18 protein-coding genes and 1 pseudogene are annotated in these 18839 nt (G+C 68.0%); 12 read left to right on the top strand and 7 right to left on the bottom strand.

Annotated elements, in window-relative coordinates:
* Positions 1–127: 127 nt before the first annotated feature.
* Positions 128–256, top strand: a pseudogene (locus WA944_RS07635) (GOLPH3/VPS74 family protein); the annotation flags it as partial.
* Positions 257–263: 7 nt separating this feature from the next.
* On the opposite strand, the gene WA944_RS07630 reads toward WA944_RS07635, so the two are convergent.
* A complete protein-coding gene (locus WA944_RS07630; RefSeq protein ID WP_526373400.1) occupies positions 264–1445 on the bottom strand; it encodes a cystathionine gamma-synthase in 1182 nt (393 codons plus the stop codon).
* A gap of 31 nt (positions 1446–1476) precedes the next feature.
* Here WA944_RS07630 and WA944_RS07625 point away from each other — a divergent pair, with 31 nt between their 5' ends.
* Complete coding sequence (locus tag WA944_RS07625; protein ID WP_526609617.1) at positions 1477–2667, top strand: acyl-CoA dehydrogenase family protein; 1191 nt, start codon at positions 1477–1479, stop codon at positions 2665–2667.
* Here the strand turns inward: WA944_RS07625 and WA944_RS07620 are convergent.
* The 5 genes from WA944_RS07620 to WA944_RS07600 all read right to left on the bottom strand — a co-directional run bounded on the left by WA944_RS07620 (position 2651) and on the right by WA944_RS07600 (position 7457).
* On the bottom strand, positions 2651–3181 hold the full coding sequence (locus WA944_RS07620) for an Rv1078 family RDD domain-containing protein (RefSeq protein ID WP_526373397.1): 531 nt from the start codon (positions 3179–3181) through the stop codon (positions 2651–2653). The genes WA944_RS07625 and WA944_RS07620 overlap by 17 nt on opposite strands.
* Before the next feature lie 90 nt (positions 3182–3271).
* A complete protein-coding gene (locus WA944_RS07615; RefSeq protein ID WP_526609615.1) occupies positions 3272–4207 on the bottom strand; it encodes a hypothetical protein in 936 nt (311 codons plus the stop codon).
* 25 nt (positions 4208–4232) lie between these two features.
* A complete protein-coding gene (locus tag WA944_RS07610) occupies positions 4233–4808 on the bottom strand; it encodes an Rv1078 family RDD domain-containing protein (protein ID WP_526373393.1) in 576 nt (191 codons plus the stop codon).
* Between the two features lie 142 nt (positions 4809–4950).
* Positions 4951–6357: a cystathionine beta-synthase gene (locus WA944_RS07605; RefSeq protein WP_526373391.1), complete on the bottom strand. Its 1407-nt coding sequence runs from the start codon at positions 6355–6357 to the stop codon at positions 4951–4953.
* A gap of 29 nt (positions 6358–6386) precedes the next feature.
* A complete protein-coding gene (locus WA944_RS07600) occupies positions 6387–7457 on the bottom strand; it encodes an alpha/beta hydrolase fold domain-containing protein (protein WP_526373390.1) in 1071 nt (356 codons plus the stop codon).
* A gap of 221 nt (positions 7458–7678) precedes the next feature.
* Here WA944_RS07600 and WA944_RS07595 point away from each other — a divergent pair, with 221 nt between their 5' ends.
* Positions 7679–8668 (top strand): SGNH/GDSL hydrolase family protein, encoded by a 990-nt coding sequence (locus WA944_RS07595; protein ID WP_526373415.1) that lies wholly within the window; start codon positions 7679–7681, stop codon positions 8666–8668.
* 39 nt (positions 8669–8707) lie between these two features.
* Positions 8708–9925, top strand: a complete 1218-nt coding sequence (locus WA944_RS07590; protein ID WP_526373388.1) for an acetyl-CoA C-acetyltransferase — start codon at positions 8708–8710, stop codon at positions 9923–9925.
* A gap of 562 nt (positions 9926–10487) precedes the next feature.
* Here the strand turns inward: WA944_RS07590 and WA944_RS07585 are convergent.
* Positions 10488–11345 carry a Bax inhibitor-1/YccA family protein gene (locus WA944_RS07585; RefSeq protein WP_526373386.1) on the bottom strand — a complete coding sequence of 286 codons (858 nt, stop codon included), beginning with the start codon at positions 11343–11345 and terminating at the stop codon, positions 10488–10490.
* A gap of 152 nt (positions 11346–11497) precedes the next feature.
* Between WA944_RS07585 and WA944_RS07580 the strand changes: the two genes are divergently transcribed.
* The 8 genes from WA944_RS07580 (at position 11498) to lpqV (ending at position 18835) form a co-directional block, all read left to right on the top strand.
* Entirely contained in the window at positions 11498–12559 is a 1062-nt protein-coding gene (locus tag WA944_RS07580) for a 3-hydroxyisobutyryl-CoA hydrolase (protein ID WP_526373384.1), read from the top strand.
* A complete protein-coding gene (locus WA944_RS07575) occupies positions 12556–13338 on the top strand; it encodes an enoyl-CoA hydratase (protein WP_526373382.1) in 783 nt (260 codons plus the stop codon). Before WA944_RS07580 ends, WA944_RS07575 begins: the two co-directional genes overlap by 4 nt.
* A gap of 39 nt (positions 13339–13377) precedes the next feature.
* On the top strand, positions 13378–15066 hold the full coding sequence (locus tag WA944_RS07570; protein WP_526373414.1) for an alpha/beta hydrolase: 1689 nt from the start codon (positions 13378–13380) through the stop codon (positions 15064–15066).
* 230 nt (positions 15067–15296) lie between these two features.
* Entirely contained in the window at positions 15297–16202 is a 906-nt protein-coding gene (ehuB, locus tag WA944_RS07565; RefSeq protein ID WP_526370966.1) for an ectoine/hydroxyectoine ABC transporter substrate-binding protein EhuB, read from the top strand.
* Between the two features lie 4 nt (positions 16203–16206).
* On the top strand, positions 16207–16905 hold the full coding sequence (gene ehuC / locus WA944_RS07560; RefSeq protein WP_526370968.1) for an ectoine/hydroxyectoine ABC transporter permease subunit EhuC: 699 nt from the start codon (positions 16207–16209) through the stop codon (positions 16903–16905).
* Positions 16902–17579 carry an ectoine/hydroxyectoine ABC transporter permease subunit EhuD gene (gene ehuD, locus WA944_RS07555; protein ID WP_526370970.1) on the top strand — a complete coding sequence of 226 codons (678 nt, stop codon included), beginning with the start codon at positions 16902–16904 and terminating at the stop codon, positions 17577–17579. Before ehuC ends, ehuD begins: the two co-directional genes overlap by 4 nt.
* Before the next feature lie 13 nt (positions 17580–17592).
* Positions 17593–18357 (top strand): ectoine/hydroxyectoine ABC transporter ATP-binding protein EhuA, encoded by a 765-nt coding sequence (gene ehuA / locus WA944_RS07550; RefSeq protein ID WP_526370976.1) that lies wholly within the window; start codon positions 17593–17595, stop codon positions 18355–18357.
* A 34-nt stretch (positions 18358–18391) separates the two neighbouring features.
* Complete coding sequence (gene lpqV / locus WA944_RS07545; protein ID WP_526370972.1) at positions 18392–18835, top strand: lipoprotein LpqV; 444 nt, start codon at positions 18392–18394, stop codon at positions 18833–18835.
* Positions 18836–18839: the final 4 nt, after the last annotated feature.

Genomic DNA, 18839 nt, shown 5'->3' with positions numbered 1-18839 from the left:
CATCAGCGTCCTGCGGCTCAACGGACATACCAACATCGCCGCCGCGCTTCGACACCACGCGCGCAATCATCTCCGACCCGTCAAACTACTGCTGAACTGGTGAAATACGACTTTGCCGACACCGTGGTGGGTGCACGCCCGCGCCGGCGAGATCGCCGGCGGCAGTTGGGTCGACGAGTCACCGACGGCGCTGCCCGAGGTCAACCTCGCGGTCACCGCGTCGGCGGTGCGCCAAGCGCTGGTTGCGCTTGTCTGACCCCGGTCTAGCGCTGCGAGCCCAACGCCTGCTCGACGTCGCCGAGCAGGTCGGCGACGTCCTCGATGCCGACCGACAGCCGGATCAGGTCGTCCGGCACCTCGAGTTGGGACCCGGCCGTCGAGGCGTGGGTCATCGCGCCCGGATACTCGATGAGCGATTCCACACCGCCGAGCGACTCGGCGAGAATGAAGATCTCTGTGCGCGCGCAGAAGTCGCGCGCAGCCTGGGGGCCGCCACGCAACCGCACCGACACCATCCCGCCGAAGCCGCTCATCTGGCGTGCCGCGACCTCGTGGTTGTGGTGCGACGGCAGCCCCGGGTAGAGCACGCTGTTGATCGCGGGGTGCCCGTCGAGGAACTCCGCGATCGCCCCGGCGTTGTCGCTGTGGCGCTGCATCCGCAACGGCAGGGTCTTGAGGCCCCGCATCGTCAGGTAGGCGTCGAACGGCCCGGGCACCGCACCCGCACCGTTCTGCAGGAACGCGAAGGCCTCGTCGAGCTCTTCGTTGTTGGTCAGCAGGGCACCGCCGACCACGTCGGAATGCCCACCGATGTACTTGGTGGTCGAGTGCAGCACGATGTCGGCGCCCAGCGGAAGCGGCTGCTGAAGCGCCGGTGAGGCGAACGTGTTGTCCACCAGGACCTTGGTGTCTGTGGCGGCCGCGAGTGCGGCAATGCCCTCGATGTCGGCGATGGACAGCAGCGGGTTGGTCGGCGTCTCGACCCAGATCAGCTTGGTCCGGTCGGTGATCGCCGCGCGCACGGCGTCCAGATCGGAGAGCGCCACCGCGGTGTAGCTGATCCCCCACAGCGTGAACACCTTGTCGATCAGCCGGAAGGTGCCGCCGTAGGCGTCGTCGGGGATGACGAGGTGGTCGCCGGGTCGCAGCAGGGCACGCAGTGCGCAGTCGGTGGCAGCCATCCCGGAGCTGAACGCCCGCGCGTAGGACGCCGTCTCCACCGCCGCCAGGGATGCCTCCAGCGCGGTGCGGGTCGGGTTTCCGGTGCGGGCGTACTCGAACCCGCTGCGCAGCCCACCGACACCGTCCTGGGCGAACGTCGAGCTGGCATAGATCGGGGCATTCACCACGCCGGTCGCCGGATCGGGGCGATAACCGGCGTGAATGGCCTTGGTCGCCGGGCCGTAGGCGCGGTAGTGGTCGGCCGCACTGCGCTGCTCTCCCATGGCCGCAAGCGTAGCGGTGTAGAAAGTGAGCATGTCGACCTCTGCGACCGCATCGATCGAGAGCCTGCTCGACCTCGACTCGCTGCTGAGTTCCGAAGAGCTCGACCTGCGCTCGATGGTGCGCGGGTTCGGCGAGCAGCGCCTCCGGCCGCACATCGCCGAGTGGTTCGAGACGGGGCAGGTCCCGGTCCGGGACCTCGCCGTCGAGATCGGCAAGCTCGGCCTGCTCGGCATGCATCTGAGCGGCTACGGGTGCGGCGGATCGACGGCGACGGCCTACGGGCTGGTGTGCCAGGAGCTGGAGGCCGTGGACAGCGGGCTGCGCAGCCTGGTCTCGGTCCAGGGCTCACTGGCGATGTTCGCCATTCACCGGTGGGGCAGCGAGGAGCAGCGCCGCCAGTGGCTGCCCGGCATGGCGGCAGGCGAGCTGATCGGCTGCTTCGGCCTCACCGAGCCGGACTTCGGCTCCAATCCCGGCGGCATGCGCACCACGGCACGCCGGGAAGGGTCGGACTGGATCCTCAACGGCTCGAAGATGTGGATCACCAACGCCTCGGTCGCCGACGTCGCGATCGTCTGGGCGCGTGAGCAGGGCACCGAACGCAACAGCATCGTCGGGTTCGCCGTTCCGACCTCCACCCCGGGTTTCAGCGCCAGGGAGATGACGCACAAGATGTCGCTGCGGGCGTCGGTCACCTCCGAGTTCAGCCTCGACGACGTCCGGCTGCCCGAGGACGCGCGGCTACCGGAAGCCCGCGGGCTGGCGGGACCGCTGAGCTGCCTGTCCGAGGCGCGGTTCGGGATCGTCTTCGGCGCTGTCGGAGCCGCCCGGGATTGCCTGGAGACCGCGCTGGACTACGTCGGGACCCGCGAGGTGTTCGACCGGCCGCTGGCCGGATACCAGCTGACGCAGGCCAAGATCGCCGACATGGCCGTCGAGCTGGCCAAGGCCCAGCTGCTGGCGCTGCATCTGGGCCGGCTCAAAGACGACGGCCGCATCCGGCCCGAGCAGGTCAGCGTCGGCAAGCTGAACAACGTCCGGGAGGCCCTCGAGATCGCACGGCAGTGCCGCACGCTGTTGGGCGCCAACGGAATCACGTTGGAATATCCGGTGCTCAGGCATGCCAACAACCTGGAGTCGGTGCTCACCTACGAGGGCACGTCCGAAGTGCACCAGCTGGTCATCGGTGAGGCGTTGACGGGAGTCAGCGCGTTCCGCTGACGCGGGGCACACACACCGTGGTCATGATCTTGTCGGCCAGCGTCTGACGTTTGGCGTCCCACAGTGGGAACAGATAGCCGATGAAGCAGGGCACGGCGTCCACGGCGTGGACGAACTGGCGCACCAGCGACCGGCCGAAACCGATTGGCTGCCAGGTCTTCCCGCTGACCACTCGGAATCGCATCACCGACTTGCCGACGCTCGAGCCGGTGGTTCCCTGGCGGTAGCCGAAGTTCCAGACCGCGTAGCTGAGCGAGATCAGCGCGACCGGACCGAACAGGGCGTCGCCGACGTCCGACGGGGTCGCCGTGCAGGCCACTCCCCCGTTGTCGTAGGTCACGCAGTCGACGCCGGCGGTGCCGATGGCCACCGCTTCCCAGAGCGCTGCGCCGGCGAGCAGCGGGAGCACGTCGATCAGCCACGCTCCCAGTCGAGCGATCCAGGGCGTGTAGGACTTTCTGGGCAGCACCGGCCGCCAGAGCTGCTGCGGCGGCTGTCGGGCATCCCAGGACACGCTTCACAGGATCTCGGCCCGATCGGCAAATCGCAAAATGTCGGCGTGTCCGGTACACCCGGACACGCCGACATCCAGAGCCCGGATGCGCTACTGGGTGGCAGGCGCCACCGAGGCGCCGTTGAGCACCCGGTAGGCGTACACCAGGATCAGCGACGCCACGGGCACCGCCACCAGCAGGCCGACACCGCACAACACCGCGCCCACCACGACCACAAGGACCATCACCAGCCAGGTGAGCAGCACGTTGCGGAAGTTGTTCTTGCTGGTCTCGAAACTCGCCTTGACGGCATCCAGCGGGGCCAGGTTGCGGTCCAGAACCGCGATCACCGTGAACATCAGCATGATGCTCGCGATCACACCCGGAATCACGCACAGGAAGAAGCCGACGGTCGTGATGACGCCGACGATCAGCGTGGCGATGACCACGTTGCCGATGTTGCGGGGCCGGAAGAACGATCCGATGGCCACCTGCTGGCCGTTGGCGATGTCGATCACGCCGCCGAGGAATGCCGACTGGATCGCGGCGCCGACAAGCAGCGACAGGAACCACCCGACGATCGAGACGAGGATGCCCGTCACACCGGTGGCACTGTAGGAGAACGAGAATCCGCTGTCATCGGTGACGTAGCTGGCCGAGTCAGGGGCCAACAGGACCTGGAACAGGTTGATGAGCCCCTGCAGGATCAGCAGCACCACGCCGAAGGCCAGCGTGGCCACGACGAGCGGGACGGCGTTGTTGGTGAACTTGTTCCATGCCCAGCTGAACGCCTCGCCGACGTTGTAGCCGGACTGGCCACCCATCGGCGGGTAACCCTGCTGTGGTGGCGGATAGCCCTGTTGCGGTGGCGGATAACCGCCCTGCGGTGCCGAATATCCGCCAGGGGGCGGAAACCCCCCGGACGGCGGGAAACCACCCGGCCCCTGCGGGGGCGGCGGGTAGCCACCACCCCCGGGAGGAGGAGGCGGATATCCCTCCGGTGGCGGCGGAGGGTAGCCCCCGGGCGGCGGCGGGTTCTCTGTCATGACTGTCTCCTCATGTCGATGGTGGTCAGAGTGGAATGCAGACGGTGGTCATTATCTTGTCGGCGATGGTTTGCCGCTTGGCGTCCCACAGCGGGAACAGATAGCCGATGTAGCAGATCACGCCGTCGATGATGTGTGCCAGCTGCCTGACGACCGAGCGGCCGAAACCGATGGGCTGCCAGGTCTTTTCGCTGATGACTTGGAACTTCATCATCGCCTTGCCGATGCTGGAACCGGTGGCGCCCTGCCGGTGACCGAGGTTCCAGATGACGTAGGCCAGGATGGTGCCGCCGGCGAGCACGAACGCCGCCTGGCCGAGGGTGGACGTCCCCGTCGCACAGAGCTCGCCGAGGCCGAACTCGGACGGGTCGGTGACGCACACCGTCTCCCGGGTGGCCACCAGCACACCCCAGCCGATGCCTTGGAGGACCAGCACCGGAACGGCATCGATGAGCCACGCCAGAACCCGGGTGAGCCACGGCGTGTACGCCTCTCGCGGAAGCGGCGCGCCCGCAAACCCCACCGGCGGCAGAACCGGGTGACCACCGGGTGGTGGCGGAGCAGGCGGATAGCTCCCCGGGGGTGGCGGTTGATCGGTCACAGACGCCTTCCAGTGCTGCCTCGGCTGGCTCGGGCGTGCTTACCCTACCTGAGCAATACCTGGCAACCGCGGTTTCGCGCACGAAATCGATCTTGTTTTCCCGGGCAGCGGCGGCGCCCGCCGGACCTTGGGAAAAGCCCCGTCAGCGGCGGGCGTTGCCGTCCGACAGGAACCCCAGTAGGTCATGTCGGGTGAGCACGCCCACCGGCTTGCCCTCCTCGACGACCATCACCGCGTCGCAGTCCCGGAGGGTCTTGGCGGCGTCGCTCACCAGTTCGCCCGCACCTACCAACGGCAGCGGCGGGCTCATGTGCTGGGCGACTGCGTCGACGAGCTTGGCGCGTCCCTCGAACACCGCCGAGAGCAGCTCACGCTCGGACACGCTGCCGGCGACCTCGCCGGCCATCACCGGCGGCTCGGCACCGACGACGGGCATCTGGGACACCCCGTACTCGCGCAGGATGCCGATGGCGTCGCGCACGGTCTCCGACGGGTGCGTGTGGACCAGGTCGGGCAGTGCACCCGACTTCCCGCGCAGCACGTCGCCGACCGTCGACTCCTGCACCGTGCCGTCGAGGCGACTGCGCAGGAATCCGTAGGACGACATCCAGTCGTCGTTGAAAACCTTTGACAGGTAACCGCGTCCGCCGTCGGGAAGCAGCACCACGACGAGCGCGTCCGGGCCGGCACGCTCGGCGACCTGGATCGCCGCGACGGCGGCCATCCCGCACGACCCTCCGACCAGCAGTGCCTCCTCGCGCGCCAGTCGCCTGGTCATCTCGAACGAGTCGGCATCGGAGACCGCGATGATCTCGTCAGGTACCGAGGGGTCGTAGGCCGACGGCCAGAAATCCTCGCCCACCCCCTCGACCATGTAGGGACGGCCGCTGCCCCCGGAGTACACCGACCCCTCCGGGTCGGCGCCGATGACCTTGACCGGGCCTTCCGGACGCCCCTGGGACACCTCTTTGAGATAGCGGCCCGCGCCGGTGATGGTGCCTCCGGTGCCCACCCCCGCGACGAAGTGGGTGACCTTGCCGTCGGTGTCCGCCCAGATCTCCGGCCCGGTGGTCTCGTAATGGCTTTCCGGGCCCATCGGGTTGGAGTACTGGTCGGGCTTCCACGCACCGTCGATCTCCCCCACCAGCCGGTCGGAGACGCTGTAGTAGCTGTCGGGGTGGTCCGGTGGCACTGCCGTCGGACAGACCACGACGTCGGCGCCGTAGGCCCGCAGCACGTTGCGCTTGTCCTCACTGACCTTGTCGGGGCAGACGAAGATGCACTTGTAGCCGCGCTGCTGGGCGACCAGGGCCAGCCCGACGCCGGTGTTTCCGGAGGTGGGTTCGACGATGGTGCCGCCGGGCCGCAGTTCGCCGCTGGCCTCGGCGGCGTCGATCATCTTGACCGCGATGCGGTCTTTGGCGCTGCCGCCGGGGTTGAGGTATTCGATCTTCGCCGCGACCGTCCCCGATCCCGGGGGAACCACCGAGTTCAGCTGGACCAGCGGGGTATTGCCGATGAGCTCACTGATGTGCCTGGCGATCCGCATGCGTCCATCGTGTCAGGCGCCGCGGACGACTACCAGGTCGCCTCTCGGATGTACTCGCCGATCTGCCGCAGCGACCGGTTGCCCTCGGTCACCGCCGGCGCCCCGAGCTGGAAGACATGCATCTGACCGGGCCAGATGCGGACCTCGACGGGCACCCCCGCGGCCGCCAGCTTGCGCGCCGCCTTGCGTGCATCGCTGAGCAGGACCTCGGACCCCGAGACGTGGATGAGCGTGCGCGGCAGACCCGGTTCGATGTGGTCGAGCGGCTCGTAGATCTCCTCCGGCCGGCCGTCGACCATGCGTTTGCCGGCAGCCTCGCTGATCAACTCGACCAGGGCGTGGAAAGCCCGGTGCGGAAACATCACGTCGGTGCGGACATTCGGATGGTCGGCGCGAGCCTCGTTGTCGATCTCGAACAGCGGGGACATCGTGGCGATGGCGGCCGGCGATTCGCCCTGGTAGCCGTCGAGGCCCTCCGCCTGCAGCCGCTCGGCCAGCGCGAGCGCCAGATAACCGCCGGCGGAATCACCGGCCAGCACGATCTGGTCGGGCTCGTAGCCCGTCTCGCGCAGCCACTTGTAGGCGTCGTAGCAGTCGTCGAGTGCGGTGCCGACGGAGTGGTTGGGGATCATCCGGTAGTTGGCGACCAGCACGGGACTGTCGGCGTACTTGGACAACGCTGCCACCAGGCGGCCGTGGGTGTTGACCCCGCAAGTCAGAAACGCGCCACCGTGCAGGTAGAGAACCACGCTGCGCTTGCCGTCTGCGGGCAGCACCCCCGCGGCGCGGACCAGCTGGGCGGTGCAGTGCGGGAGCGCGATGGTGGCCCGCACCGTGCCGGGCGGTGGCCGCATGATCCTGGCGGCGAAGTCCACCAGACCCCAGGGCCACGGCATCCTCGGGGCGTAGCTACCGATGGTCAGAGTCGGCTTGATCGTCAACAGTGCGGCCAGGCTCATCAGCCGACCGGCGACGCTCGGACCGTCTTCGACGACCTCGACGGGGGCGCCGTCGCTGACCGGGAATCGGCGGGGTTTATGAGCTCTACCTGGCCGGACAGGCATGTACGAAGAGCTGGGAACCTTGCTCGGTGCCGTCATCGCCACCACTTCCTACGCCGTTGTAGTCCCTCGATAAGCCGACTTATTCAGACAGGCTCGTAACTTAGCTTGTCACCTGTTACCTCTATCACAATTGGTTAAACACTTTTGGTAGCGGAGTTGATACCGCACTGTGATCGCCGATTCGCCGCCGGACGCGCTGGGCCCTCGCGGCGCCCACTAAACTCGGCTGCGTGGGCATTACCCGTCATGCTCCTCACCTGCGCAGTCGCAACCCGCGACCGTCGGTCGTCGCCCTGGTGGCCGCCGCCGCCCTCGCGTCGACCGGCTCCGCCTACGTCGGGGCCCGAAATCTGCTGAGCGGGCAGGCCGAGCAGGCACGCAGTGTCATCCCGAAGTCGTGGGACATCCCGCCGCGCGCGGACGGCGTGTACGCGCCAGGTGGCGGCCCGGTCGAGCGCTGGCACCGCGGGATCCCGTTCGATCTGCACCTGATGATCTTCGGCGACTCGACAGCCACCGGGTACGGCTGCACGAGCGGCGACGAGGTGCCCGGGGTGCTGCTGGCCAGAGGGTTGGCCGAGGAGTCGGGAAAGCGGATCCGGTTGAGCACCAAGGCGATCGTCGGGGCCACCTCCAAGGGTCTGTCCGGCCAGATCGACGCGATGTTCGTCGCGGGTCCCCCGCCCGATGCCGCGGTGATCATGATCGGCGCCAACGACATCACCAAACCGAACGGCGTCGGTCCGTCGGCGCGTCGGCTCGGCCGGGCCGTGCAGCGGTTGCGCAGCAGCGGTGCCGTCGTCGCCGTCGGCACCTGCCCGGACTTCGGCGTCATCACCGCGATCCCGCAACCCCTGCGATGGGTGGCGCGCAGCCGCGGGCTGCGGCTGGCCCGCGCCCAGGCGGCCGCGGTGCGGTCGGCAGGTGGTACCCCGGTGCCGTTCTCGGACCTGCTGGCACCGCACTTCTACGAGACCCCGGAGCTGTTGTTCTCCCAGGACATGTTCCATCCCTCGGCGGCCGGCTACGCGCTGGCGGCCAAGCAGCTGCTGCCGGCGCTCTGCAGCGAACTGGGCGAATTCGTCACCGGGATGCCGCGCGAGGAGGCGCTGGAATCACGCAGGCCGGACGGTGGATCGCTGCTGGACCGGGTCTGCGGGCTCAGCCGGTTGTGGCGGCGTTCGACCGGGGTGCCGGCACCCGTTCTGGGTGGGGTGCCCGCTCCGATGCCGGTCGGCGCGGGCTAGGTTCTGTGTAGTTTCCGCCCGAACCCGCAAGGAGCCGTCATGCCCGAGGCCGTCATCGTCGCCACCGCCCGTTCACCCATCGGCCGAGCCAACAAGGGCTCGCTGGTCACCATGCGCCCCGACGACCTCGCCGCGCAGATGGTCAGGGCCGCGCTGGACAAGGTCCCCGGCCTGGACCCGCGGGAGATCGACGACCTGATGATGGGCTGCGCCCAGCCCGCCGGTGAGGCCGGATACAACATCGGCCGCGCGGTGGCGGTCGAGCTCGGCTACGACTTCCTGCCCGGCACCACGGTCAACCGCTACTGCTCGTCGTCGCTGCAGACCACGCGGATGGCGTTCCACGCGATCAAGGCGGGCGAGGGCGAGGCCTTCATCTCGGCGGGTGTGGAGACGGTGTCGCGCTTCGGCAAGGGAGCCGCCGACGGCGCCCCCGACTCGAAGAACGAGATGTTCGCCGACGCGCAGGCACGCACCGAACAGGCCGCCGCAGGTGCCACCGAGTGGCACGACCCCCGCGAGGACGGCAACCTGCCCGACGTCTACATCGCGATGGGCCAGACGGCCGAGAACGTCGCGGCGTTCACCGGCATCAGCCGCGAAGACCAGGACCACTGGGGCGTGCGGTCGCAGAACCGTGCCGAAGAAGCCATCAGGAGCGGGTTCTTCGCCCGCGAGATCGCCCCGGTGACGCTGCCCGACGGCACCGTCGTCTCGGTGGACGACGGCCCGCGCGCAGGCACCACCTACGACAAGATCAGCCAGCTCAAGCCGGTGTTCCGGCCGAACGGCACGATCACCGCGGGCAACGCCTGCCCGCTCAACGACGGCGCCGCGGCGGTGGTGATCATGAGCGACACCAAGGCCAAAGCCCTGGGCCTGACCCCGCTGGCGCGCATCGTGTCGACGGGGGTGAGCGGCCTGTCGCCGGAGATCATGGGTCTGGGCCCGATCGAGGCGGTGAAGAAGGCTCTGGCGAACGCCAAGATGAGCATCGGCGACATCGACCTGTACGAGATCAACGAGGCGTTCGCGGTGCAGGTGCTCGGCTCGGCCCGCGAGTTGGGCATGGACGAGGACAAGCTCAACATCTCCGGCGGCGCGATCGCTCTCGGCCACCCGTTCGGTATGACCGGCGCGCGGATCACCGCCACGCTGCTGAACAACCTGCAGACCCAGGACAAGACCTTCGGCATCGAGTCGATGTGCGTGGGCGGTGGGCAGGGCATGGCGATGGTCGTGGAGCGCCTCTCGTAGCTCCCTGGCGTGCCCGAGCGACCCGGTCGAGGATCTCGGAACGACGGGCAGGCCCCGCAACCGCTGGACTTCTCCCTCCCCCAGCCGATCCCTTCGGGTGATGATGCCTGTGGGCGGACGGGCGTTGGACCAGACCAGCTCGATCGGTTCGTCGTCGGGTATCCACCTGACACCGTGCACTCCAGCTGCGGCGGCTCCCGCAACGACGCCTCTGCGTCTCGACCACAGCCACGCTGCCCTGGTCCGGTTGCGCCAGCGTCGGCTCCAGGTGTTCGAGCAGGTAGACGTCGGGGAAGACCGCTTGGCAGCGTGCGCGCAGGTGGTGTTTCGTGACGAGGCCCGGCGCCAGCGCCTCGCTCCCGATGAACGGTCCGTCGAGCGGCATCACCCCCGAATCTCGCAGAACCTCTGGCCGACAAACCAGGGCTGGTCCGCAGCCTGTGGATAGTGGCTCTCTGGTGTGCACACAGATCGGGCCTTGAGCAATTGCTCGATCTGAGCGCACACCAGCGCACGAGAAAGGGGCGCCCACTTCTGTGGGCGCCCCTCGTTCGTGTTGCTGCTAGTCGCTGTTGAAGTAGCTCAGCAGGCGCAGGATCTCGATGTAGAGCCACACCAGGGTGACCGTCAGGCCGAGGGCGATGCCCCAGGCGGCCTTCTCGGGGGCACCGGCGCGGATCATCTGGTCGGCGGCATCGAAATCGATGAGGAAGCTGAACGCCGCCAAACCGATCACGAGGAGCGAGAAGATGATCGCGATGGGCCCGCCGCTGCGCAGGCCGAGGCCCTCACCGCCGCCGACGCCGAACATCGCGAGCACGAAGTTGCCCAGCATCAGCACCAGCGCGCCGATCATGCCGGCGACGATCATCCGGGTGAACTTCGGCGTGACGCGGATGGCTCCGGTCTTGTAGACGACGAGCATGCCTGCGAACACGCCGACGGTGCCGAGCACCGCCTGGCCGATCAGCGCGCCCGCCGAGATCCCCGACACCATCATGTTGGCGAAGACGAACGAGATGGCGCCGACGGCCATGCCCTGCAGGGCGGCGTAACTCAGGACGATCGCCGGGTTGTCCTGCTTGCGACCGAACGTCGCGAACAGCACCATGCCCAGGCCGCCCAGCGCACCGATCAGCAGCATGGGCATGGCCAGCGCGACGTTGGACGCTGCCACGAAGTAGGCCACGATCGCGACCGAGGACAGCACCCCGAGGGTCATGCCGGTCTTGGTCACGACGTCGTCGATGGTCAGCGGACGGGAGACACCCGTCTGCTGCTGGTCCGGGTACTGCGCCCCTGCGTAGGGGTCAGCCTTTACTGCCTGCGCACCGGCGCCGGTGGCTCCGGTACCGAATTGCGCGTATCCGCCCTGCCCCTTGGGCAGCGAACGAAATACCGGGTTGCTGCTCTCGCGCACCGTCGGTTCCTCTCCTGTGCTGTGGCTCGAATGTACGAACGCACATTCAACGATCGACGGCCGTCTTCGGTTCCCGGGGGAACCTCCCAGGCCGTTCACAGGAACCTTACCCGGGCCTGCTTTACCGTGGGCGACGAACTAGATTGCATTCCGTGCACAAAAACGAGGATGTCCTAGTTTCTGTGGTCGGAAGTGTCGGGCTGATCACGCTCAACCGGCCCAAGGCGATCAACTCGCTCACCCACCCGATGGTCGGCCGGATCTCCGCGGCGCTGACCGCCTGGGAGAACGACGACGCGGTCCGCGCGGTCGTCGTCGCCGGCGCCGGTGACCGGGGCCTGTGCGCGGGTGGCGACGTGGTGGCGATCTATCACAGTGCCAGTGCCGGTGGGGCCGAGGCGCGGCAGTTCTGGCATGACGAGTACCTGCTCAATGCCTACATCGGGCGCTACCCCAAGCCGTATGTTGCGCTGATGGACGGCATCACGATGGGCGGCGGTGTCGGCCTGAGCGCGCACGGCAGCGTCCGCGTGGTGACCGAGACGACCAAGATGGCGATGCCCGAGGTCGGCATCGGGTTCGTTCCCGACGTCGGCGGCACCTTCATCCTGTCGCGCGCTCCCGGCCTCCTCGGCATCCACGCCGCCCTCACCGGTGCGCCGTTCACCGGCGCCGACGCGCTCGCGATGGGTTTCGCCGACCACTTCGTCCCCCACGACCGGCTCGATGCGTTCACCGAGAAGATCCAGGCCGACGGCACCGACGGTGCGATCGCGGCCTTCGCAGAGGAACCACCGCCGAGTCCCCTACTCGCCCAACGGGAATGGATCGACAACTGTTATGGGGGGCAGACCGTCTCCGACATCGTCGAAGCCCTGCGCGGCCACGGCGCCGAACCTGCCGGCGAGGCGGCCGATCTGATCGCCTCCCGCTCCCCGATCTCGGTGTCGGTGGCACTGGAGGCGGTGCGCCGCGCCGCGTCGCTGAACACGCTGGAAGACGTGCTGCGCCAAGAATTCCGCACCTCGTGCGGCGCGCTGCGGTCCCATGATCTGGTCGAGGGGATCCGGGCACTGCTCATCGACAAGGATCGCAACCCACAATGGTCACCGGCGTCGCCGGCGGAAGTCACCGCCGAGGACGTCGCCGCGTACTTCGTCTCCGCCGACCCCGACCTGACATTCGAACCCGGACACCGACAGGAGCAGCAATGACCGCATCCACATACGAGACGATCCTGGTCACCCGCGAGGACCGGGTCGCCGTCATCACGCTGAACCGCCCCAAAGCCCTCAACGCGCTCAACACCCAGGTGATGAACGAAGTCACCACCGCCGCAGCTGAACTCGACGCGGATCCGGGTGTCGGTGCAATCGTCCTCACCGGCAGCGAGAAGGCGTTCGCCGCCGGCGCGGACATCAAGGAGATGGCGAACCTGTCGTTCGCCGACGTCTTCGCGGCCGACTTCTTCGCCGCCTGGGGCAAGTTCGCGGCTACCCGCACCCCGACCATCGCGGCGGTCGCCGGTTACGCACTGGGTGGCGGCTGCGAACTGGCGATGATGTGCGACATCCTGATCGCGGCAGACACCGCCAAGTTCGGCCAGCCCGAGATCAAATTGGGCGTGCTGCCCGGCATGGGAGGGTCGCAGCGGCTGACGCGCGCCATCGGCAAGGCCAAGGCGATGGACCTGATCCTGACCGGGCGCAACATGGACGCCGAGGAGGCCGAACGCGCCGGGCTGGTGTCGCGCGTGGTGGCAGCCGACGCCCTGCTCGACGAAGCAAAAGCGGTCGCGGCGACCATCGCAGGCATGTCGTTGTCCGCCTCGCGGATGGCCAAGGAGGCGGTCGACCGCGCGTTCGAATCCACGCTGGCCGAGGGCCTCCTCTACGAACGCCGACTCTTCCACTCGGCCTTCGCCACTGACGATCAGACCGAGGGCATGAACGCGTTCGCCGAGAAGCGGGCCGCGAACTTCACCCACTCCTAGAGTGCGTTGGTGACCGATTCCGGTGAGGGTGCCGTAGCGATCGAAGACGGGCCGCGTGACGACACCACACCCGCCCCCACCACCACCAGGAATGCGTGGTGGATCCGGCACTACACCTTCACCGGCACCGCGGTCGGCCTGATCTTCCTGTACTTCTCGTTGACGCCGTCGCTGCTGCCGCGGGGCCCGCTGTTCCAGGGACTGGTCAGTGGGGGCGCCGGGGCGACCGGCTACGGCCTCGGCGTTTTCGCGGTGTGGGTGGTGCGCTACATGCGGTCCAAGGACTCCAGCCCGCCCGCTCCGCGGTGGGCGTGGCTGGTCCTCGTCGTCGTCGGCGCCATCGCGATGACCCTGATGATCGTCTGGTTCCACCGCTGGCAGGACGACGTGCGCGATCTGATGGGCGTGCCGCGGTTGGGATTCTGGGACCACCCACTGGCCGCGGCGTTGGCGCTGATCACGTTGTTCGTGCTCGTCGAACTCGGCCAGCTGGTGGGAAAGCTGGTGCGTTTCCTGGTCCGGCAGCTGAGTCGCGTTGCCCCGCACCGAGTTTCGGCGGTCGTCGCGGTGGCCCTTTTGCTCGCATTGACCATCGCGCTGCTCAGCGGCGTGGTGGTGCGGTTCGCGATGAACACCATCAACAGCACCTTCGCGGCGGTCAACGACGAGACAGATCCCGACTTCGCCGGACCCGACACCCCGTTGCGTTCTGGTGGACCCGAGTCGCTCGTCAGCTGGGAGTCGTTGGGGCATCAGGGACGTATCTTCATCACGGGCGGTCCCACGGTCGAGCAACTCAGCGAGTTCAACGGCCGCCCGGCGGTCGAACCGATCCGCGCCTATGCCGGCCTGCATTCAGCGGACGGCATCAAGGAGACGGCGACGCTGGCCGCGCGGGAGTTGCAGCGCACCGGCGGACTGGACCGGGCGGTCGTCGCGGTCGCCACCACCACGGGGACCGGCTGGATCAACGCGGCCGAAGCCGCGGCGCTGGAGTACATGTACAACGGCGACAGCGCCATCGTCAGCATGCAGTACTCGTTCCTGCCCAGTTGGCTGTCGTTCCTCGTCGACAAGGAGAACGCCCGCCAGGCAGGCCAGGCGTTGTTCGAAGCCGTGGACGAGTTGATCCGCGAGATGCCGGAAGCCGAGCGGCCCACCCTCGTGGTGTTCGGCGAGAGCCTGGGGTCCTTCGGCGGCGAGGCGCCGTTCCTGGCGCTGAACAACCTGATCGCCCGGACCGACGGCGCGCTGTTCAGCGGGCCCACCTTCAACAACACCATCTGGACCGATCTGACGGCCAACCGCGACCCGGGTTCGCCCGAGTGGCTGCCGATCTACGACAACGGTGAGAACGTCCGGTTCGTCGCCGAGTCCGGCAATCTGCAACGTCCCAACGACCCGTGGGGTCAGCCGCGCGTGGTCTATCTGCAGCACGCCTCTGATCCGATCGCGTGGTGGAGCCCGGATCTGCTTTTCGCCAAACCGGACTGGCTGCGCGAAGCGCGCGGCTACGACGTGTCACCGGACATGGAGTGGATTCCGATCGTCACCTTCCTGCAGGTGTCGGCGGACATGGCGGTGGCGGTCAACGTCCCCGACGGCCACGGCCATGTCTACGTCGCCGATGTCGCGGACGCGTGGGCGGCGATCCTGTCGCCGCCCGGGTGGTCACCCGAGAAGACCGAACGGCTGCGCCCGATGCTGTACAGCGGCGAGAGCTCCTAGCCCAGCAGTTCTTTGAGCGCTTCGTCGCACCGATGCCAGTACTCCGCCAGGATCACGGTGCGGTCACGAAGCAGGCCAGACTTTTGACGAAGCCGCGTCAGCCTCCTAACGTCGGCTTACCGACAAGGAAAACGGCCTGGCGCCGTGCTTGGCGTGGATGTGCTCTTCGGCCGTCGGGTGCGGTACCTCACCGTGGTTCCTCGAACCGTCGAACCCGAGAAGAGGTCACCATGAACACCCGCACCCACCCGTCGTCGGCCAAGCTACGGCGGACTCTGCTCGCCGGCGGCCTGGGCGTCGTCCTGGTCGCCGTCGGCGCCTGCTCGACGACCGAACCGGGTACCGGCAGCCCCACCGGCGAAGGCGGCACGCTCGAGCGCATCAAGGCCGACAAGTCGGTCAACGTCGGTTTCGCCAACGAACGGCCGTACGCCTACCGGGAGAACGGCCAACTGGTCGGCGAGGACCCCGCGGTGCACGGCTACATCTTCGATCAGATCGGCGGCATCTCCCTGGAGCCGCACCTGTTCGAGTTCGGCTCGCTGATCCAGGCACTGAACTCCGAACGCGTCGACGTGGTGACCGCCGGCATGTTCATCACCCCGGAGCGCTGCGAGCAGGCGGCGTTCAGCAACCCGGTGTACGTGGCGACCACCTCGCTGCTGGTGGCGACCGGCAACCCCAAGGGCCTGACCGACTACGCCTCGGTGGCCAACGGCGACGCCCGGCTCGCGGTGATGAACGGCGCCGTGGAGGTCGACCAGGCGAAGAGCTCGGGTGTGCCCGACGACCGCCTGCAGATCGTCGCCGACCAGCAGGCGGGGCTGGACGCAGTGAAGTCCGGCCGCGCCGACGCGTTCGCCCTGACCAGCATCTCGCTGCGCGCACTCGCGGCCGACGACAACACAGTCGAGGTGGCCGAGGCGTTCGTCCCGGTCATCGACGGTGAGGAGCAACTCGGTGCCGGCGCGGCGGTCTTTCGGCGAACAGACACCGAGCTGCGTGAGGCGTTCAACGAACAGCTGGCCGAACTCATCCAGAGCCCCAAGTGGCTCGAGCTGGTGGAGCCCTACGGGTTCACCGAAGCCGAGCGTCCCGACCCGGAGTTGACCGCAGAACAGCTCTGCCAGGGCTGAGCCGTTGCTCGCTGAGCTCGTCGAGGCCGGCCCCCTGTTCCTGCACGGGGCCGGCCTGACGATGCTGTACACGGTTCTGGGGGCGCTGGCCGCGCTGGTCGTGTCGTTCGCGTTCGGCCTGATGTCGCTGTCGGGTTCGATCATGGTGCGCGGCTTCTCCCGGGTGGTGGTGGAGTTCTTCCGTGGCACGTCACTGGTGGTCCAGTTGCTGTGGATCTTCTTCGTGTTGCCGCAGCTGGGTCTGCGGTTCGAGCCGATGGCGGCGGCCACCCTGGCGTTCGGGCTGAACTTCGGCGCGTACGGCGCCGAGGTGGTCCGGGGTGCCATCGCGTCGGTGCCCAAGACCCAGTGGGAGGCCACCGTCGCGCTCGGGTTGGGGCGCTTCCGGCGGATGACCAGGGTCATCCTGCCCCAGGCGCTGCCGGAGATGGTCCCGCCGTTCGGCAACCTGTGGATCCAGATCCTCAAGAGCTCATCGCTGCTGTATCTGATCGGCATCACCGAGCTCACCTTCGAGGTCAAGCAGCTGCAGTTCGATATGGGCAGCATGGCCGCATTCAGCATCGCGCTGGTCGTGTACTTCCTGCTCGCCCAAATCTTGGTCGCGGTGACTCGCTGGGTTGAGGCCCGCACCGCCGCCCGCGTCGGGCGGGGCCCGAAGGCGAACGCCGCGAAGCAACCCCGTCGGGTGGCGACCACGTGACCGACGAGCAGCGCCGCCTGTGGGACTGGGATTACGCACGCGAGGTACTGCCGGGCCTCGTCTCGGCCTTCCTGAAGTACACGCTCGGGATCACGGCTGCGGCGTCGGTGATCGCCATCGTCGTCGGGCTGGTCCTGGTGCTGGGCCGGCGGGCCGACTCACGCTGGATCAGCTGGCCCACCTACGGGGTGGTGGAGTTCGTGCGCAGCACGCCGATACCGATCCAGCTGTTCTTCGTCTACTTCGGCCTGCCCGTCCTCGGGATCCGGCCCAGTGCGCTGGTCACCGGCATCGCGGTGCTCGGAGTGCACTACGCCTGCTACATGTCAGAGGTCTACCGCGCCGGCATCGACGCGATCCCGCAGGGCCAGTGGGAGGCGTGCACGGCGCTCTCGCTCCCGCCCCACCGCACCTGGCGCCGGGTGATCCTGCCGCAGGTGGTGCGGCGGGTGCTGCCGTCCACCGGCAACCAGATCATCGCATTGTTCAAGGAGACCCCGTTCCTCATCGTCATCGGCGTTGCCGAGATGGTGACCGTGGCCAACCAGTTCGGCGGCCAGAACTACCGATACATCGAGCCGATCACCGTTGCGGGCCTGATCTTCCTGGCCGCGAGCTACCCCACCTCGGTGCTGATGAGAAAACTGGAGATCCGCCTTGCCCGTGCAACATGATTCGGCCGCCCCGATGGTCCGCTTCGAGGACGTCGTCAAGCGTTTCGGTGACAAGACCGTCCTGGACGGAATGAACTTCTCCGTCGCCCCCGGTGAGCGGGTCACGTTGATCGGGCCGTCCGGCTCGGGCAAGACGACGATCCTGCGGCTGTTGATGACGCTGGAGCGTGTCAGTGACGGCGTGATCTGGGTCGACGGCGAGCCGCTGACCCACGAGCGCCGCGGCGGTCGGCTGGTGCCCGCCTCGGACAAGCACCTGCGCACGGTGTGCCGCCGGATCGGCATGGTGTTCCAGCAGTTCAACCTGTTCCCGAACATGACGGTGATCGAGAACCTGATGGAGGCACCGGTGTCGGTGCTCGGCCTTCCCAAAGAGCAGGCCCGCACCCGCGGCACCGAGTTGCTCGACAAGGTCGGCCTGGGCGACTTCGTCGACGCCCACCCCACCACACTGTCGGGCGGGCAGCAGCAACGCGTCGCGATCGCGCGGGCGCTGGCGATGGAGCCCGACATCCTGTTGCTCGACGAAGTCACCTCGGCGCTGGACCCGGAGTTGGTCGTCGACGTGCTGGGCGTGCTGCGCGACATCGCCGAGACCACCGACATCACCATGCTGATCGTCACCCACGAGATGCACTTCGCCCGCGATGTCTCCGACCGGGTGCTGATGTTCGACGACGGCGTCATCATCGAGGACGGCCCCCCGTCGAAGATCTTCAACGCCCCCGAGCACGAGCGCACCCGCACGTTCCTCAAGGCGGTTCTCGAAGACCGGTGATGGTGTGGCCACCGGCGTTGCCTAGATTGGCGGGATGCACAGGTTCCCACTTCGTGCCGTCGGTGCCGCGGTAGCGGGTCTGGCACTGCTGTCCGGCTGCTCATCTGACACCGAACCCGCGGAGACGCCGTCTCCTGCGACCTCGCCATCCTCTGCGTCGGCGGCGTCCTCGGCGGTCGCCGCCCCGGTGGCTCCCGGCGAGGTCGGCGTCTCCCCCGGCGGGGTGACGACCGCGGTCGGCGCACCTGCGGAGTCCACGGAGGACGACTACTTCCAGGCATGCCTGGCCGCGCGGACATGGATGGCCCAGCAGGGCGGTGATCCGAATACACAGATCGAGCCCTTCCTCGAGACGCTGCAGACGGAGAACTCGTCCGGGCCCGCGACGTTCGGCAGCCCGTGGTCGGAGTTGTCACCGGGCCGACAATCCGCGGTGATCGTCGCCGTGGAGGCGGCGGCCGACGCGCTCTGCGGGTAGTCAC

This window comes from Mycobacterium sp. (assembly GCF_049683355.1).
Lineage (GTDB): Bacteria > Actinomycetota > Actinomycetes > Mycobacteriales > Mycobacteriaceae > Mycobacterium.
The sequence above is the reverse complement of the archived record's forward strand: the minus strand, read 5'-3'. Positions and strand labels throughout refer to the sequence as shown.

Bases quoted from the DNA above. Each gene is read 5' to 3' on its own strand.
- WA944_RS07590 (WP_526373388.1), top strand. From the start codon at position 8,708: ATGCCCGAGGCCGTCATCGTCGCCACCGCCCGTTCACCCATCGGCCGA.
- WA944_RS07575 (WP_526373382.1), top strand. From the start codon at position 12,556: ATGACCGCATCCACATACGAGACGATCCTGGTCACCCGCGAGGACCGG.
- ehuA (WP_526370976.1), top strand. From the start codon at position 17,593: ATGGTCCGCTTCGAGGACGTCGTCAAGCGTTTCGGTGACAAGACCGTC.
- WA944_RS07615 (WP_526609615.1), bottom strand. From the start codon at position 4,207: ATGACAGAGAACCCGCCGCCGCCCGGGGGCTACCCTCCGCCGCCACCG.
- WA944_RS07605 (WP_526373391.1), bottom strand. From the start codon at position 6,357: ATGCGGATCGCCAGGCACATCAGTGAGCTCATCGGCAATACCCCGCTG.
- WA944_RS07630 (WP_526373400.1), bottom strand. From the start codon at position 1,445: ATGGGAGAGCAGCGCAGTGCGGCCGACCACTACCGCGCCTACGGCCCG.
- WA944_RS07600 (WP_526373390.1), bottom strand. From the start codon at position 7,457: ATGACGGCACCGAGCAAGGTTCCCAGCTCTTCGTACATGCCTGTCCGG.
- WA944_RS07625 (WP_526609617.1), top strand. From the start codon at position 1,477: ATGTCGACCTCTGCGACCGCATCGATCGAGAGCCTGCTCGACCTCGAC.
- ehuB (WP_526370966.1), top strand. From the start codon at position 15,297: ATGAACACCCGCACCCACCCGTCGTCGGCCAAGCTACGGCGGACTCTG.
- lpqV (WP_526370972.1), top strand. From the start codon at position 18,392: ATGCACAGGTTCCCACTTCGTGCCGTCGGTGCCGCGGTAGCGGGTCTG.